Below are 15917 nucleotides of genomic sequence, written 5' to 3'. Positions count from 1 at the left end.
TAGAACGCCATGGAAACTCGGCTCTGCGCTTAGCTTTTCACAATTGTTTGCAATATGACGGGGGCGGCCTTTTAGCATGAGCTGGGCTCAAGCCGGTGTGCGACACATGCTGGTGGGGCGTGGGTAAGGTCTTGCGCGGCGGGCACATGTCGCGCCAATGGTGGCTGGTGGATCGAACACCGATGCACCGGTCCGGGACCCCGATCACAACGACCAAGGGAGTGACCCGGCATTCCGCATAGCGATAGCCGGACCCGTTACGGGGAAAGGGCAGTCCAGATGGCGATACGAATTGCCTCGGTAGAAGACAACCAGGCGCAGTCCGATTTGATCCGCGAGATCCTGGTTTCGTCCGGATACGAATGCGAGTGTTTCAGTAACGGGGATGCCTTCGTCAAGGCGCTGCGGGATCGCACGTTCGACCTGCTGCTGCTCGACTGGCAGTTGCCTGATATCAGCGGCATTCAGCTTGTAAGCTGGGTGCGGCAGACAGTCGGCCCGGCGCTGCCGGTGCTGTTCCTGACCAACCGGTCGCTCGAAGACGATGTGGTGCGCGGGCTGGCCGCCGGCGCGGACGATTACGTCATCAAGCCGGTGCGCCGCGCCGAGCTGGTGGCGCGCGTGGGTGCGCTGCTGCGCCGCGCTGCACCGCGCACGGGCGAATCGCTTGAGCGCATTCGCGTCGGCCCGTATGCGGTGGACCCGGTCGGGCGCGTGCTGACGCTGAATGGCTCACAGGTCGAGCTGTCGCCGCGCGAGTTTGATCTTGGGCTTTACCTGTTCCGTAATGTCGGCAAGCTGGTGCCGCGTGAGCTGATCGAGCAGGCGGTCTGGGGGCGCAGCATTGGCCCGGATTCGCGCACGCTGGCCACGCATATCTCCAAGCTGCGGCTCAAACTCGATCTCAATCAGAAGAATGGCGTGCGGCTGGTCTCGGTGTATTCGCATGGCTATCGCCTCGAAACCACGCAGGAAGATGGTGAAGCAAGCTGACGCAATCTGGGGTGGTTTGATTGGGCGCGCCGCGTTTGTCGGCGCGTTCGTTCTTTTTGGCGGCGTGTGGCAGGCGGCGACGGCTCAGCCTTCCGGCGCCGATGGCACCGATTTCCTCTATCGCGTGCAGCAGGGCGACACGCTGATCAACCTCGCGGCGCGTTACATGGACAGCGTCGAAGGCTGGCGCTTGCTGCAGCAGCGCAACCATGTGGCAGATCCGTATCGGTTGAAGCCTGGCTCGCTCCTTCGGATTCCGTTCGATCGTATTCCGGTGGTGCCGGCGACTGCGCAGGTCGTGTTTGCCCGCGATGCAACGTCCGGGGGCAAGCCGCTGCAAGCGGGCATGAAGCTCGCAGAAGCGTCGCAGATTGATACCGGCGACAAGGGCGCCGTTACCCTGTCATTTGATGACGGCACGCGCGTTACGGTGCCGCCGGGCAGCCACGTGGCGCTGTCGCGTGTGCGAGCATTTGCGCGTGCCGGGCTGATCGATGTGCGTGTGCACGTGAAGCAGGGCGAGGCCGAATCCAATGTCTCGCCCAGGAAGAACGGCGTGGGCCGGTACGAGATTTCCACGCCGGCGCTGGTGACGGGTGTGCGCGGTACGCGTTTCCGCGTGCAGGCGAGCGAAGCCGTATCGACGAGTTCCGTGCTCGAAGGCGAGGTGGCCACGACCGCCGGTCGCCAGAAGCAGGCGATCAAGGCCGGCTTTGGCGTGCAGGCATCGGCTGGGCATCTCAAGCGGGCAGCGCTGCCCGCGGCGCCCAAGCTGAACGCCATTCCCGAACTTGTGCAGACACCATGCTTGCGCGCGACGTGGCAGCCGGTCAAGGGCGCGGTCGGCTATCGCGCTGCCGTGGCGCGCGATGCCGCGCTGACCGAACTCAGCGCCTATCAATCGAGCAAGACGCCCGCGGTAACGCTCTGCGGCGACGAGGACGGCGACTACACGCTCGTCGTGCAAAGCATCGATGCGCTCGGGCTGACAAGCGAGTCGGCCACGCGGCCGTTCACCGTGCGCCTGCACCCGGAAGCGCCATATACGATCCAGCCCGCTGGCGGCCGGACCTACCGCAGCGGCGACGTGGCGTTCGCATGGGCTGCCGTGTCCGATGCCGGCAGCTACGACATGGAAGTCGCGGACACTGAGACCTTCGCCTCGCCAGCCATTCAGCAGCATGCCAACGATGTGCGTCTGACCAAGCCATTGACGGCAGGCACATGGTGGTGGCGTGTGCGCTCCGTGGCCGCGGACGGCAAAACTGGCCCGTGGAGCGACGCGCTGCGTTTTCGCGTGCTCGACATTCCGCCGGATGCCGTGCCGACAGCCGCAGTGGAAGCGGGCAACGATGGCAAGCTGCACGCCCACTGGTCTGCGCTGTCGCCCGAGCTGGCGGCATCTGGCGCGCGCACGCGTGTGCAACTGGCCGGCGACACAAGCTTCGCCAAGCCTATCGCCGACGTTGTGAGCGAAGGCAACGAGGCCACCATTCCGCGGCCGCCGTCCGGCGTGTATTACATCCGCACCGGCGTAGACCTGGGCGATGCAGCATCGGTGGTCTACGCCAAGCCGCAGCGCATTGACGTCGGCACCTTCGTCGGCGATTCCGCGCGCAGCCCGGTGCAGAGCGGCGGCAGCAATCTCCTTCTCAATGACTGAACTCGTACCCGTCAAATCGGACGTGCGCAGCCTTGGGCGGCGCGCGCTGGTGGAGTGGGGTGTGCTGGTGGTGCTGGCTGCGCTGCTGACGTTGGGTGCGGTGCGCTGGAGCGTGGTTGCCCGGCTTGACGCCGCCCTGTACGACACCGCCGTCACGCTGCACGGGCATGCCCCGCGCGACGATATCGTCATCGTTGCCATTGATGACCAAAGTCTCGATGCGGTGGGACGCTGGCCCTGGCCGCGCGCCCGCCTGGCCGATCTGATTGCGCGCGTCGGGCAGGCGCAGCCACGCGCCATCGGTGTCGATATTCTGTTGATCGAACCCGATCTTGCGCAGCCCGAAGGGGATCGGGCTTTGACCGCCGCCATCGAGCAGGCTGGACACGTCATCCTGCCTGCGCTGCCTGAACGGACGGAGCACGGGCGCGTGTATCACTATCCGTTTCTCGGTATCAACGCGTCCGTCGCGCATATCAATGCCGCCCCCGATGCGGACAGCGTGGTGCGCGGCATATACCTGGCCGAGGGCCCGCGTGCGCATGTGCTGGACCATCTTGCCGTGCAGCTCGCGCGGCAGGCGCTGCGACCGCCGGCCTCCATACCGGCGCTGCCTGATGTGGAGACCGATGCTGGCGGCTGGACGCGGCGGGCGCATATTCGCCTGAATTTTGCCGGGCCGGCCGGTACATACCGGCATGTGCCGGCGCTGGACGTGCTCAACGGCCACGTGCCGCCCGAGGCGCTTGCCGGCAAGCTGGTGCTGATCGGGGCGACGGCATCGGGCGTGTCCGATATCTTTGCGACGCCGCCTTCGCGCACGATGAGCGGCGTCGAAGTGCTGGCCAATGCCACGCAGACGGTACTCGACGGCAGTGCCATTCTGCCGGTGGCGCCAGGCGTGTTCTGGGCGATGACGCTGCTTCCCCTGCTGATGACCGCGTTTGCGGTGCGTTGGCTCACGCCGCGGATGGCGCTTGCCGTGGCGATGACGGGTGCCGCCGTGTTGTTGTTGAGCGCGATTGGCGTGCTCGTGTTCGGCAATCGCTGGTTGCCGCCGTTTGCCGCGTTGGTTGGCCCACTGGTGTTGTATCCGCTGTGGAGTTGGCGTCAGCAGGAAGCCGCGTTGCGCTTTCTGCGCGACGAGATGCAGCGCCTGGCGCGCGAGCCCGGCCTGTTGGGCGATACCGCGCCGCTGACTCGCACCGGCCGCACCCTGGGTGCGCACATGGATGCCGTCGCCGCGCTCACGGACAAGCTGCGCGCGCTGCGCCGTTTCCTGGCCGATGCGCTGGAGAGCCTGCCCGATGCCACGGTTGTCTGCACGCGCGACGGCACGATCCGCCTGGCGAATGGCCGCAGCGCAGACCTCGCCGGCCAGTTGCAGACGCCCGGTCAAAACCGCGCGGCTGCGTTGCGCGACCTGCCGACGCTGCTGGCGCGTGCGTTTCCCGACCCCGCCGCTGGCGAGCACTACTGGGCGCGCTGGCTGGCCGACTCCACCGGGCTCGAACCTGTCGAGCTACAAACGCACGACGGCCGCTCGATGTTGATGCACGCTGCCGCGTTGCGCGACGAAGCGGGTCGCCCCGTCGACATCATCGTCAGTTTTGCCGACATCACGCCGGTGCGACAGGCCGAGCGCCACCGCGAGGAAGCGCTGCGTTTCATCTCACACGACATGCGTTCGCCTCAGAGTGCCATCCTCGCCCTGATTGAACTGCAGCGCGACACATCCCGCGCGTTGGATCGCGAGGCGCTGCTCTCGCGCATCGGGCAATTGTCGTCGCGCACGCTCGAACTGGCCGATGCTTTCATCGACCTGGCGCGTGCCGAATCGCAAACACTGAAGCTGGTGGATGTGGATCTGCTGGGCCTTGTTCTCGATGCCGCCGATGAGGTCTGGCCGCTCGCGAATCGTCACCAGGTGGAAGTGCGCGTGGTAGCCGACATCGAAGCGACCGTGCGAGGCGAGCCGCGCTTGCTGGTGCGCGCGCTGGTGAATCTGCTTAACAACGCCATCAAGTTCAGCGCGGCCGGTTCTGTGGTGACGGTGTCGGTGGAGCAGGACGAGGCGATGTTCTCGGTGGCCGTGGCCGATCAGGGTGCCGGCATTGCCCTTGCCGATCAGCCTCGGTTGTTCCAGCCGTTCCATCGATTGCATGAGGGCGCGGCCAATGCGCCATCCGGTAGTGGGCTGGGCCTCGTGTTCGTGAAGACGGTGGTTGACCGGCACGGCGGCCGCATTGCCGTGCAGAGCGCGCCGGGGCTGGGTTCCACCTTCACGTTGTGGCTGCCGCGCGGCACACATCGCCACGACGCCTGAGGCCATCGCGGTCTCGTGTGGCCTTTGCCACATTTCCTTTTCAATCATTTGCATTTTGGCACTGCGGCGGCCCTACAGTTCATTGGCCGACCCGCACAGCATGCGCCGGTGACACGCCGGTCGAGAGACGACGGCACCTTGGAAAACCGAGCACAGACACGCCCGAGGCGCCACGAATGTTGAGCCAGACTGCAACCGATGTTTTGAGCGAATGCGATTACGAACGCGTTCGCGCCCAACTGCATCAAGCCCTGCGCGGCGACGGGAACCCGCCGCAGGTCGAACGCTTCTGGCTGGCTGGTCGGCATGTATCCATGTGGCGCGGCGGTGGTCGCGACGACGGCAATGCACAGCACCATCGTCGCACCACCGCTTGACCGCGCCGCACGCAGTCAACCTCGAAACCGAGCCATGAAAATCGGTCTGATCGACACGCACCTCGCCCGCCAGCAGGCGATCCACTCCGCTCTGCAGCCCACGCGCTTCGAATGTGTGCCGCTGTTTCTCTCCCGCCAAGTTTTTGAAGCCATTGATGTGCACGGCATCAACCTGTTGATGGTCGGCGCCCATGCGCACGACATGCCCGGGCTGTCGCTGGTGCGTACCGTGCGCGAGCGCGTCGGCCCTGGTATGGCGATCGTCTACCTTGCCGACGGCCAGGCCGATACCGAAACCGCAGAGGCGCTCAACCACGGTGCAGACCTGTGCTTCCAAGGTGATATCCGTCCGCCTGAGTTGCTGGCGCGGCTCGATGCGTTGATCCGCCGCTTTGCCGTGAGCCGGGCTGTGAGGGCGTCGGAGATTCGCCTGGGGCCGTACACGCTCGATCGACAGAACCGTTCCATCCGCCTGCATGATGCTTCGGTGTCAGTGCATGCGCGTGAATTTGAGTTGGCGCTGTTGCTGTTCGCGAATGCGGGGCGTGTTCTCTCGCGCGCCGACATCGAACTCGCGCTCTGGGGCCGCGAGCTGAGCCCGTATTCACGCACGCTCGATACGCATGTCTCGCGCCTGCGCAAGAAGTTGCGGCTTGGCACGGAGAACGGCCTGCGCCTGCGCGCCATCTACGGGCAGGGCTTCTGCCTGGAGCGCGTGATGGATGTGGCTGCAACGCACTGACAGCCTCAACCCACGGAGCCACTGCCATGCAACTGCTCTGCATCACCATCCTCATCGGCTTTCTGGTCGGGCTTGTGGCCCGGTGGATCACGCCAGGGCGGGGTGTGAGCGGCTTCCTCCTCACGATCATGGTTGGCATTGCCGGCGCGCTGGCGGCCGCCTTTCTCGGGCAGTTGATGCGCTGGTATGAGCCTGGCCAGTCGGCGGGATTTGTCGGTTCGGTGGCCGGCGCCGTCATCCTGCTGGCCGGCTATCATCTGATGGCTCGCGATCGCTGAGTGCAGCGCTCCAAAACATAAAAGCCCCGCGAGTCGGGGCTTTTTTATTGCTCGAGCAGGCGGATCGAGTGACGGCTGCCAAAAAGAAACGCCCTGATACTCGGGACAGCAGCATCAGGGCCAAGAAGGCCGCGGCTCTCTCTTCCGCGACCGGAGCGCACCCACGAGGGGTCGGTGCAAGCTCAGGTTACGTGGCTGAGAGCGAGGGAATGCAAATCTTTATCAACGGCGCCAATACGTTGGGGCGGGAGATGGTTGGTGCTGGGTAATAAGACGTCGTACAACTGTACGGTCTTCGGGCCAACTCAGCCCGCCGTTGCCGCTGCTTGCGTGCCGGCCGCTTCATGCGCGCGGCGCAGGCGTTCGCGGCTGTTTGACAGGTGCATGCGCATGGCAGCGCGCGCGGCTTCAGGGTCTTTGCGGGCAATGGCTTCAAAGACGCTGTGGTGCTCGCGGTTGACGGTGGCGCGCAGTTCCGGAGCGTTCAGGTAACCCACCTGCTCCAGTCCCATCCGCGTGCGAGGGATGAGCGTTTTGCCGAGCTGGGCGAGGGCGCCAACAAAGTGTTCATTGCCCGTGGCGCGCGCGATGCTCAGATGAAATTGCAGGTCGGAGGTGGCGCTGTCGTTGCCGTCTGCCTGGTCCTGCTCGATGGCTTCGAGCGCCATGCGCAGGGCGTCGATCTCGGCGGGAGAGATGCGCTGGGCGGCCAGGCCCGCGCACTCCGTCTCAATGGCGACGCGCAGTTCCAGCATGCTCAGGATGTCGTGCATTGTGGATGCGTCGCCCAGCGGGATGCTGTTGTCTGTGCGCGGTGGCAGCACGAAGCTGCCGATGCCGTGACGTGTTTCGATCAGCCCCTTGGCCTGCAGGCGCGAAATGGCTTCGCGTATCACGGTGCGGCTTACGCCCAGTGCTTCCATCAAAGCGGATTCCGTCGGCAGCTTGTCGCCAACTCGCAGGGATTCGCTCGCGATACGCCCCTTGATGTGGTCCACCACGACGTCCGCCAAGCTTTGGGTGCGGCGCACAAGCGTTGCGGGCGGATTGGGGGTGGGCATGCAATCTCCGGAAAGGGGCGGGTTTACCAGGGGTAGTTCAGCAGAAATGTGTCAATTATAGTCCCGTTCCATGTTGTACGACGACTGATGACATACGTGATGACCATGAATCACCAAGCTTACGAAACCCCGCTGCACACGCCGCGCGTCACGCGCCTCCAGGTCATTCCCGTGGCCGGCCGAGACAGCATGTTGCTGAACCTGAGCGGCGCACACGGCCCGTTCTTTACCCGCAATATCGTCATCCTGGAAGACTCCGAGGGTCATCTCGGTGTCGGCGAGGTGCCGGGTGGCGAGACCATCCGCAAGACCATCGAGGACGCGACGCCGCTGGTTGTCGGACAACCGATCGGCGCATACAACAACGTGCTCAACAGTGTGCGCCGTCAATTTGCCGATCGCGACGTCAGCGGCCGCGGGTTGCAGACCTTCGATCTGCGCACCACCGTTCATGCGGTGACGGCGCTGGAAAGCGCGCTGCTCGACTTGCTCGGCCAACACCTGGGCGTGCCCGTGGCGGCGCTGCTGGGGCAGGGGCAACAGCGCGCCAAGGTGCCGGTGCTCGGTTACCTGTTCTTCGTGGGCGATCGCAAACGTACCGACCTGGACTACGCAGACGGCAGCGACGCCACTGACGACTGGACTCGCGTGCGCCACGAAGAGGCGCTCACGCCGGAAGCGGTGGTGCGCCTGGCCAAGGCGGCCCATGCGCGTTACGGCTTCAAGGATTTCAAGCTCAAGGGTGGCGTGCTGAGCGGCGATGACGAAATGGTCGTCACGACGGCACTGGCCGAAGCGTTTCCTGAGGCGCGTGTCACGCTGGACCCGAACGGCGCGTGGTCGCTGGCAGAGGCTATTCGCCTGTGCCGCGACAAGCACGACGTGCTCGCCTACGCCGAAGACCCGTGCGGCGCGGAAGGCGGTTACTCGGGCCGCGAGGTGATGGCCGAGTTCCGCCGTGCCACCGGCTTGCCGACGGCCACCAACATGATCGCCACCGACTGGCGCCAGATGGGGCATGCCATTCAGTTGCACTCGGTCGACATTCCGCTGGCCGATCCGCATTTCTGGACGATGCAGGGTTCGGTGCGCGTGGCGCAGATGTGCGACGACTGGGGCCTGACCTGGGGCTCGCACTCCAACAACCACTTCGACATTTCGCTGGCGATGTTCACGCACGTGGCCGCAGCCGCGCCGGGCAACATCACCGCCATCGATACGCACTGGATCTGGCAGGACGGCCAGCGCCTGACCCGCGAGCCGTTCCAGATCGTGGGCGGCGAGATTGCCGTACCGGCGGCGCCGGGCCTGGGGGTCACGCTCGACATGGACCAACTGGAGAAGGCCCACGCGCTTTACAAGCAGCACGGCCTGGGCGCACGCGACGATGCGATCGCCATGCGCCAGCTGATTCCCAACTGGCAGTTCGACAACAAGCGCCCCTGCATGGTGCACTGACCGCTACGGCGAACCCGAGGCGGCGCAAGCGGTATTACGCCGCCTCGTAGATCAATAACCAATAAGAAGACATCGGAGACAACACCGTGAAGACCATCAAGGGCTTGCGCTGGTGGATCATCGTGCTGGTGTGCCTGGGCACGATCGTCAACTATCTGGCGCGTAACTCGCTGGGCGTGCTTGCGCCAACGCTCAAAGATGAACTGGGGATGAGCACCCAGCAGTATTCCTACGTGGTGGCTGCGTTCCAGGTTGGCTACACGGTCATGCAGCCGGTCTGCGGCTTTATCGTTGACCTGGTTGGCTTGCGTATCGGCTTTGCGTTGTTTGGTGTGTTGTGGTCGTTTGCTGGCGTGCTGCATGCTGGCGCAAGCGGGTGGCTGTCACTGGCGGGTTTTCGCGCCCTGATGGGGCTGACCGAAGCCGCTGCCATTCCGTCGGGCATGAAGGCCGTGGCGGAATGGTTTCCGGACAAGGAAAAATCCGTTGCCGTCGGCTGGTTCAATTCGGGTACGTCGCTCGGTGCGATGTTGGCGCCGCCGCTGGTGATCTTCCTGCACCTGCGTTACGGCTGGCAGTCGGCATTTGTCGTGACTGGCGCCCTCGGCTTCTTGTGGGCCGCGTTGTGGTTCGCGTTCTATCGTTCGCCGAAGGACCATGCTGCACTGTCCGATGCTGAACGCGAAAAGATCATCAGCGGGCAGCTCCGTCCCGTGAGTGCCGAGCGCGGCAAGCGCCCCGTCAAGGATGTTGTGACGTCGCGCCGCTTCTGGGCGATTGCGCTGGCGCGCTTCTTTGCCGAGCCGGCCTGGCAAACCTTCAGCTTCTGGATTCCGCTCTATTTCGTCAACGAGCGCCACCTCGATCTGAAGGAGATCGCCATGTTCGCGTGGCTGCCGTTCCTGGCGGCGGACCTGGGCGGCCTGGCGGGCGGTTATCTGTCGCCGTTCCTGATCAAGCGTTTCCGCATTCCGCTGGTGTGGTCGCGTGTGTGCGGGGTCGTGCTGGGTGCGTTCATGATGATTGGCCCGGCGTGCGTCGGGCTCGTGGCGTCTCCCTATACGGCGATTGCGCTGTTCTGCGTGGGCGGCTTCGCGCACCAGATGATCTCTGGCCTGGTCAACACGCTGTCTGCGGACGTGTTCGACCCGGAAGAGGTGGGCACCGCGAGCGGCTTTGCCGGCATGGCAGCGTGGATCGGCGGTCTGGGCTTTTCGCTGCTGGTGGGCGCGCTGGCCGACAAGGTGGGCTATGGCCCGCTGTTCGGCATGCTGGGCGCATTCGATCTGATCGGCGCGGTGCTGCTGATCGTGTTGATTCGCGGGCAATCGCAGGAAGAGCGCGCCGCGCGTCAGATGAGTCTTTCTGCTTCACACTGAGTTGAAACCGATGTCCATGTTGCATCCCCCCCGATTCGAACTCCAGGCGCATGAAGGCAACCGGCTGCGCCTGGCCAGCAGCACCGGCGCTGCGATTGAACTCTTCGTGCTGGAAGAAGACATCATTCGCGTGCTGGTGCTGCCGCAGGGCGATTTGCGTGGCCCGGCTACGTGGTCGATTGCACCCGGCGGTGATGACACGCCGCTCGAAGGGCGCGACCGCCGAGACCTCGCCGGCTTCTCGCTTCCGGCATTCCAATTGCTGAGCGATGCCGACACGCTGCGCGTGGAAACCAGCAAGATCCGCCTGAGCGTTGCGCTCGCCGGCGGGTTTTGCACATGGCAGATCCGCAGGGCCGGCGAATGGCAAACGGTGCTGAATGATCGCCCCACGCAGGCCTACAACTTTGGCTACTGGGACGAGCAGGTCTACCACTACGTGCGCCGCGAACCCGGCGAGATGTACTTTGGCTTGGGCGAGCGCGCCGGTGACATGAACCGTGCGCACCAGCGCTACGAGATGCGCAACATCGATGCGATGGGCTACAGCGCGCGCACGACCGATCCGCTGTACAAGCACATCCCGTTCTACGTGACGTGGCAACCGGAAAACAGCACCGGCTTCGGGTTGTTCTACGACACGTTGTCCGACTGCAGCTTCGACATGGGCCGCGAGCTGGACAACTATCACGGCCTCTATCGCTACTTTGTGGCGCCGCATGGCGATCTCGATTACTACTTCATCGCCTCGCCCGACACGCCGCTCGATGCCACGCGCAGCTTTACGTGGATGACCGGTCGCCCCGCGTGGATGCCGAAGTGGGGCCTTGGGTACTCCGGCTCGACCATGACGTACACCGATGCGCCCGATGCGCAGGAACAAATGGCCGAGTTCATCAAGGGATGTCGAGAGCACGACATCCTGTGCGACTCGTTCCACCTTTCGTCGGGCTATACGTCGATCGGCCCGAAGCGCTACGTCTTCAACTGGAACACCGATAAGTTTCCGGATGCACGCGGCTTCGTCCAGAGCTATCTGGACGCCGGCATCCGCCTGTGTCCGAACATCAAGCCGTGCCTGCTGCGCGACCACCCGAAGTTTGAAGAAGCCAAAGAGGCCGGCCTGCTGATTTGCGATGCAAAGGGTGAGCCGGCGTGGGTGCAATTCTGGGATGAGGTCGGCGCGTATCTCGACTTCACCAACCCGAAAACGCTCGATTGGTGGAAGGCCAACGTCAAGAGCGCGCTGCTCGAGTACGGCATGGCGTCGACCTGGAACGACAACAACGAGTTCGAAGTCTGGACGCCCGACGCTTTCGCCCACGGGTTCGGCAAGAAGGCGCCCATCCGCGAAGCCAAGGTGCTGCACACGATGCTGATGATGCGCGCCTCGCGCGAGGCGCAACTTGAGTTTGCGCCGCAGCGTCGGCCGTTTCTTGTGTCGCGCTCGGGTGGTGTCGGTATGCAGCGCTATGTGCAGACGTGGTCCGGCGACAACTACACCTCGTGGGAAACGCTGCGCTACAACCTGAAGATGGGTTTGGGGCTTGCGCTGTCGGGTGTCTCGAACATTGGTCACGACATCGGCGGGTTTGCGGGCCCCGCGCCGTCGCCGGAGCTGCTGGTGCGCTGGGTGGCGTTTGGCGTGTTCATGCCGCGCTTTTCCATCCACTCTTGGAACGACGACAAGACCGTCAACGAGCCCTGGATGTATCCGCAGGTCACCTCGCAAATTGCCTCGCTGATCAAGCTGCGCTATCGGCTGATTCCGTATCTGTACGAACTGCTGTGGCAATCCACGCAGGCCTATGAGCCTGTGCTGCGGCCTACGTTTGCCGAGTTCCCGAACGACCGCCGCTGCTACGCCGAGTGCGATGACATGATGCTCGGCGCGTCGCTGCTGGTGGCGCCGACCGTGGAGGAAGGGCAGACCGAGCGCACTGTCTATCTGCCGGCCGGCGCGCGCTGGGTGTCGTACTGGAGCGGCGCGGCGTTCGAGGGCGGACAGACCATCACGCTGCCTTCGCCGTGGGACCAACCCGTCATGCTGATTCGCGAAGGCGGCGTGATCGCGCTGAACGTGGCGGAGCAGCATTTCGATCAGCGCGCCGATCAACGCGGCTTCCTTGTCGTCCCCATGCAAGGTGTTGGCGAGGCGGTTGGAGGCTGCATTGAAGACGACGGCGAAACCGAAGCGTGGCGCAATGGCGAGCAGGGCCGCTGGAGTGTGCGTGCGGTGTCTGACGCCGAGGCCATCACGCTGCACGTCTCGCGCGAAGGCAAGATGCCGACGCACGCCGACACGGTCGAGATTCACCTGCCCGCGGGTGATGGACGGCAAGTGCAGACGCCGCGTGCCCGCGTGCTGGCAACCGATGTTGCGGGCGGCTGGCGCCGCCTGAAGTTGCAATTGCTGGCCTAGTGCCGCATCCTCGCTGCGCATCACGTGCGGGGTCCGGAGAGACCCCGGGATGCACGGTGTTCCCTTGGTGCAGGAGATTTCCGAGATAACAACGATGAAAACCACACGAGCCAAACGATCCCGTTCCCTCACGCCGGTCTATGCGTCGGTTGCGCTGCTTTGCGCGGGCGCTTCGATGCATGCCGCAGCGCAAACGTCGGTCACGCTGTATGGCGTGGTCGACAATGCCTTTGCCTATTCGAGCAACCAGGGCGGCCACTCCAACGCCTACATCAATTCGGGCGCCTTGCTGGCCAGCAAGTTCGGCCTGTATGGCACGGAAGACCTGGGCGGCGGCAACACCGCGCTTTTTCGGCTGGAGAGCGGCTTCAATGCCGACACGGGCCAGCAAGCGCAGGCCGGCTTCATCTTCAACCGTCAGGCCTACGTTGGCCTGAGCAACACGAACTACGGCCAGGTCACGCTGGGCCGTGCGTACACACCGTACTTCCAATACGTCGCATCGCTGGGCCCGACCAACGTGCTGACGGGGGCCACTGGCGCACACCCCGGCGACGTGGATGCGTTGGACACCACGCTACGCTTCAACAACTCCATCACCTACACCACGCCGGTGTGGGGCGGTCTGCAAGCGGGTGTGCAATACGGCTTTGGTGAACAAGCGGGCAGCGTTTCGAACGGCAGCAGCGTGAGTACCGCGCTGCGCTACGACTACCAGGCTTTCTCGTGGGGCGTGGGCTACACGCGCCTGAAAAACGTATCAAGCGGCACGACGGCAGGCAACTTCAGCAATGTTGGGACGTTCGCCAACAACTCGCCGGTCAACTCCGGCTACGCCACGGCAGATTCCGCCCAGCTCATCGCTACGGCCGCGCGGTATACGTTCGGCAAGCTGATGGTGGGTCTGAACTACTCGAACGTTCAGTACAAGCCGGGTGCGCTGTCGCTGTTCACGCAGTCGGCCACGTTCAATACGGTGGGCGCGATTGCCACCTACGATCTGACGCCCGCATTGCGGCTCGCTTTTGGCTACAGCTACACGGCTGAGAAGGCACGCAACGGCATCAGCTCGCCGGCCAAGTACAACCAGTTCTCGATGGAGCAGTTGTATTCGCTGTCCAAGCGCACCGCGTTCTATGCGATTCAGGCGTATCAGCGCGCCAACGGCCAGACGCTGCGCGCTTCTGGGGCGAGCACGTCAATCGTGGATGCGGTGGCGTCGGTGGGCGACTCGCAGAACGGTACGCCGTCGAACGGGCGCAGCCAGTTTGTGGGCATGGTCGGCATTCGGCATTCGTTCTGATGGACAGCAACACCAAAACTTGGCTCGCACCGGGGCCGGTGCATACGCTGCAGGCCGGCGCGTTGACGATGGATGTCGCGCCGGCGGCAGGGGGCCGCATCGCCTCGCTGGCTTCGGCCGGCGAGGGCGGCCATCGTGTCGACTGGCTGGCGCCGATGTCGACCGATTGCCTGCGTGACGGCTTCGAGGGGCTGGCATGGCCCAAGGCCGGATGCTATCCGCTGCTGCCGTTCTCCAACCGCATCCGCGATGGGCGCTTCCACTGGGACGGGCGCGAGATTCGTCTCGCACCGCACCCGGGCCAGGCGCATGCCATGCATGGATTGGCGCATGCACGTGCCTGGACGGTGAAGCAGGTTACCGCCTCGTCGATCGAGCTTGGTTTGCGCTATGTGCCCGAGGCAGACAACTGGCCGTGGCCTTTCACCGCCACGCAAACGCTGTTGCTGAGCGAGTCCGGCCTGGATGCCGTCATGACGCTGCGCAATGACGGCGACAGCAGCATGCCGGCAGGTGGCGGCTTTCATCCGTACTTCGCGCGCACGTCTGATACACGTGTGCAGTTCGATGCTGCGACGATGTGGCCGACCGATGTGGGTGAAGTTGCCGTCCGCCGCGAGCCGATCACGGAGCAGGAAGATTTCCGCCACGCCCGCGCATTGCCGGACGCAGCGCTCAGCGTCTACTACAGCGAATGGCGGCAGCGTGCCGTGGTGTCGTGTGCAGGCGGCGTGCTCACGCTCGCCGCCGACGACCCGCTCGATCACTTCATCCTGCACGCACCCCACGCGCAACCGTATTTCTGTCTGGAGCCTGTTTCGCACGTGGCCGACGCGATCAACCTGGCGGCCCAGGGATGGGAAGGCACGGGCCTGCGCGCTTTGGTGCCCGGCGAGACGCTGCAGATGCGCATGCAACTGCGCATCGAAACCACGGCCTGAAATGCGACGCTGCGTTAGTGGCGCTCGCTAGCCCACGACGCTTCTTTGCCGAACCACTCCGTGAGGAAGTCGATGAATGCGCTCACCTTGGCCGACAGGTTGGCGCGTTCCGGATACACCGCGAAGATGTCTGCCACGGGCAGCGTCCAGTCCGTCAGCACCGGCACCAGCCGGCCGGCGCGCACGTGCTCGTGGATATCCCATTCCGAGCGCATCAGGATGCCGTAACCGGCCAGTGCCCAGAGCACGCCCGTTTCGCCGTCGTTCGTGCTGAGCACGCCACGCACCTTGATGGTCTCCTGTCGACTGCCACGCGTGAGGTACCACGTGCCGTAAGCGGCGTCGCTCTCGCGCAGCACGATGCACTGATGCGATTGCAGATCGCGCGGCACCTGCGGCAGGCCTGCGCGCTCCAGGTAGCTGGGCGAGGCGCACAGCATCCGTTTGTTGCTCACGATCTTGCGCGCCACCATGCGCGAATCCGGCACCGTGCCGAACCAGATGCCGATGTCGAAGGCTTTGTCGGTCAGGTTGACGGAGCGGTCGGTCAGCTCAAGCTGCACCTCCACGTCCGGATAACGCCGCGCGAATTCCACAATGGCGGGCGCCACATGCCGCCGCCCGAAGCCGAACGTGGCGTTGATGCGCAGCAAGCCCTTGGGCGTGCCCCGGCTACTGGAGACGGTCTGCTCCAGCTCTTGCAGCTCTTCGAGCAGGCGTGCGCCGGTGGCCAAATAGATTTCACCTTCGTGCGTGACGCTCAGGCGCCGCGTGGTGCGGTTCAGCAGCCGCACGCCGAGCCGCTTTTCCAACTGCGCCAAGCGCGCGGTAATGGCGGGTGGCGTCACACCAAGCTCGCGCGCCAGCGCCGCGAGCGAGCCCTGCTTGACGAGCTGGGTGAAAAATTCCAGATCCGATACGCGATCCATTATTCAGATGAAATGAAGAATAGATAAAGATATGCGCCAATTATA

General features: G+C 64.4%; 13 protein-coding genes. 11 read left to right on the top strand and 2 right to left on the bottom strand.

Features of this window, described 5'->3' with window-relative positions; genetic code table 11:
- Window positions 1-279: 279 nt before the first annotated feature.
- The 6 genes from M1D44_RS09305 (at window position 280) to M1D44_RS09280 (ending at window position 6379) form a co-directional block, all read left to right on the top strand.
- Window positions 280-993, top strand: coding sequence for a response regulator transcription factor (locus M1D44_RS09305; RefSeq protein ID WP_024976090.1), 714 nt, complete (start codon window positions 280-282; stop codon window positions 991-993).
- The gene (locus M1D44_RS09300; RefSeq protein ID WP_316853360.1) at window positions 977-2656 is read left to right on the top strand and encodes a FecR family protein; all 1680 of its coding nucleotides are present in this window, start codon (window positions 977-979) and stop codon (window positions 2654-2656) included. Before M1D44_RS09305 ends, M1D44_RS09300 begins: the two co-directional genes overlap by 17 nt.
- Window positions 2649-4982: a CHASE2 domain-containing protein gene (locus M1D44_RS09295; protein ID WP_316853361.1), complete on the top strand. Its 2334-nt coding sequence runs from the start codon at window positions 2649-2651 to the stop codon at window positions 4980-4982. The genes M1D44_RS09300 and M1D44_RS09295 overlap by 8 nt, the downstream gene beginning before the upstream one ends.
- 176 nt (window positions 4983-5158) lie before the next feature.
- Entirely contained in the window at window positions 5159-5359 is a 201-nt protein-coding gene (locus tag M1D44_RS09290) for a hypothetical protein (protein WP_024976087.1), read from the top strand.
- A 34-nt stretch (window positions 5360-5393) separates the two neighbouring features.
- Window positions 5394-6101, top strand: a complete 708-nt coding sequence (locus tag M1D44_RS09285) for a response regulator transcription factor (RefSeq protein WP_024976086.1) — start codon at window positions 5394-5396, stop codon at window positions 6099-6101.
- Window positions 6102-6127: 26 nt separating this feature from the next.
- Window positions 6128-6379: a GlsB/YeaQ/YmgE family stress response membrane protein gene (locus tag M1D44_RS09280; protein ID WP_024976085.1), complete on the top strand. Its 252-nt coding sequence runs from the start codon at window positions 6128-6130 to the stop codon at window positions 6377-6379.
- A gap of 305 nt (window positions 6380-6684) precedes the next feature.
- Here the strand turns inward: M1D44_RS09280 and M1D44_RS09275 are convergent, their stop codons facing one another.
- Window positions 6685-7440, bottom strand: coding sequence for a FadR/GntR family transcriptional regulator (locus tag M1D44_RS09275; RefSeq protein WP_316853362.1), 756 nt, complete (start codon window positions 7438-7440; stop codon window positions 6685-6687).
- An 87-nt stretch (window positions 7441-7527) separates the two neighbouring features.
- Here M1D44_RS09275 and gudD point away from each other — a divergent pair, with 87 nt between their 5' ends.
- The 5 genes from gudD to M1D44_RS09250 all read left to right on the top strand — a co-directional run bounded on the left by gudD (window position 7528) and on the right by M1D44_RS09250 (window position 14943).
- Complete coding sequence (gene gudD, locus M1D44_RS09270; RefSeq protein WP_316853363.1) at window positions 7528-8898, top strand: glucarate dehydratase; 1371 nt, start codon at window positions 7528-7530, stop codon at window positions 8896-8898.
- Between the two features lie 86 nt (window positions 8899-8984).
- Window positions 8985-10277, top strand: coding sequence for an MFS transporter (locus tag M1D44_RS09265; protein ID WP_112185248.1), 1293 nt, complete (start codon window positions 8985-8987; stop codon window positions 10275-10277).
- A gap of 10 nt (window positions 10278-10287) precedes the next feature.
- Window positions 10288-12699: a glycoside hydrolase family 31 protein gene (locus M1D44_RS09260; RefSeq protein WP_316853364.1), complete on the top strand. Its 2412-nt coding sequence runs from the start codon at window positions 10288-10290 to the stop codon at window positions 12697-12699.
- Window positions 12700-12793: 94 nt separating this feature from the next.
- The gene (locus tag M1D44_RS09255; protein WP_024976080.1) at window positions 12794-14002 is read left to right on the top strand and encodes a porin; all 1209 of its coding nucleotides are present in this window, start codon (window positions 12794-12796) and stop codon (window positions 14000-14002) included.
- A complete protein-coding gene (locus tag M1D44_RS09250; RefSeq protein ID WP_316853365.1) occupies window positions 14002-14943 on the top strand; it encodes an aldose 1-epimerase in 942 nt (313 codons plus the stop codon). Before M1D44_RS09255 ends, M1D44_RS09250 begins: the two co-directional genes overlap by 1 nt.
- A 14-nt stretch (window positions 14944-14957) precedes the next feature.
- Here the strand turns inward: M1D44_RS09250 and M1D44_RS09245 are convergent, their stop codons facing one another.
- Window positions 14958-15872 carry a LysR family transcriptional regulator gene (locus M1D44_RS09245; protein WP_316853366.1) on the bottom strand — a complete coding sequence of 305 codons (915 nt, stop codon included), beginning with the start codon at window positions 15870-15872 and terminating at the stop codon, window positions 14958-14960.
- Window positions 15873-15917 lie beyond the last annotated feature (45 nt).

This window comes from Ralstonia sp. SA306 (genome assembly GCF_054792405.1).
The sequence above is the reverse complement of the archived record's forward strand: the minus strand, read 5'-3'. Positions and strand labels throughout refer to the sequence as shown.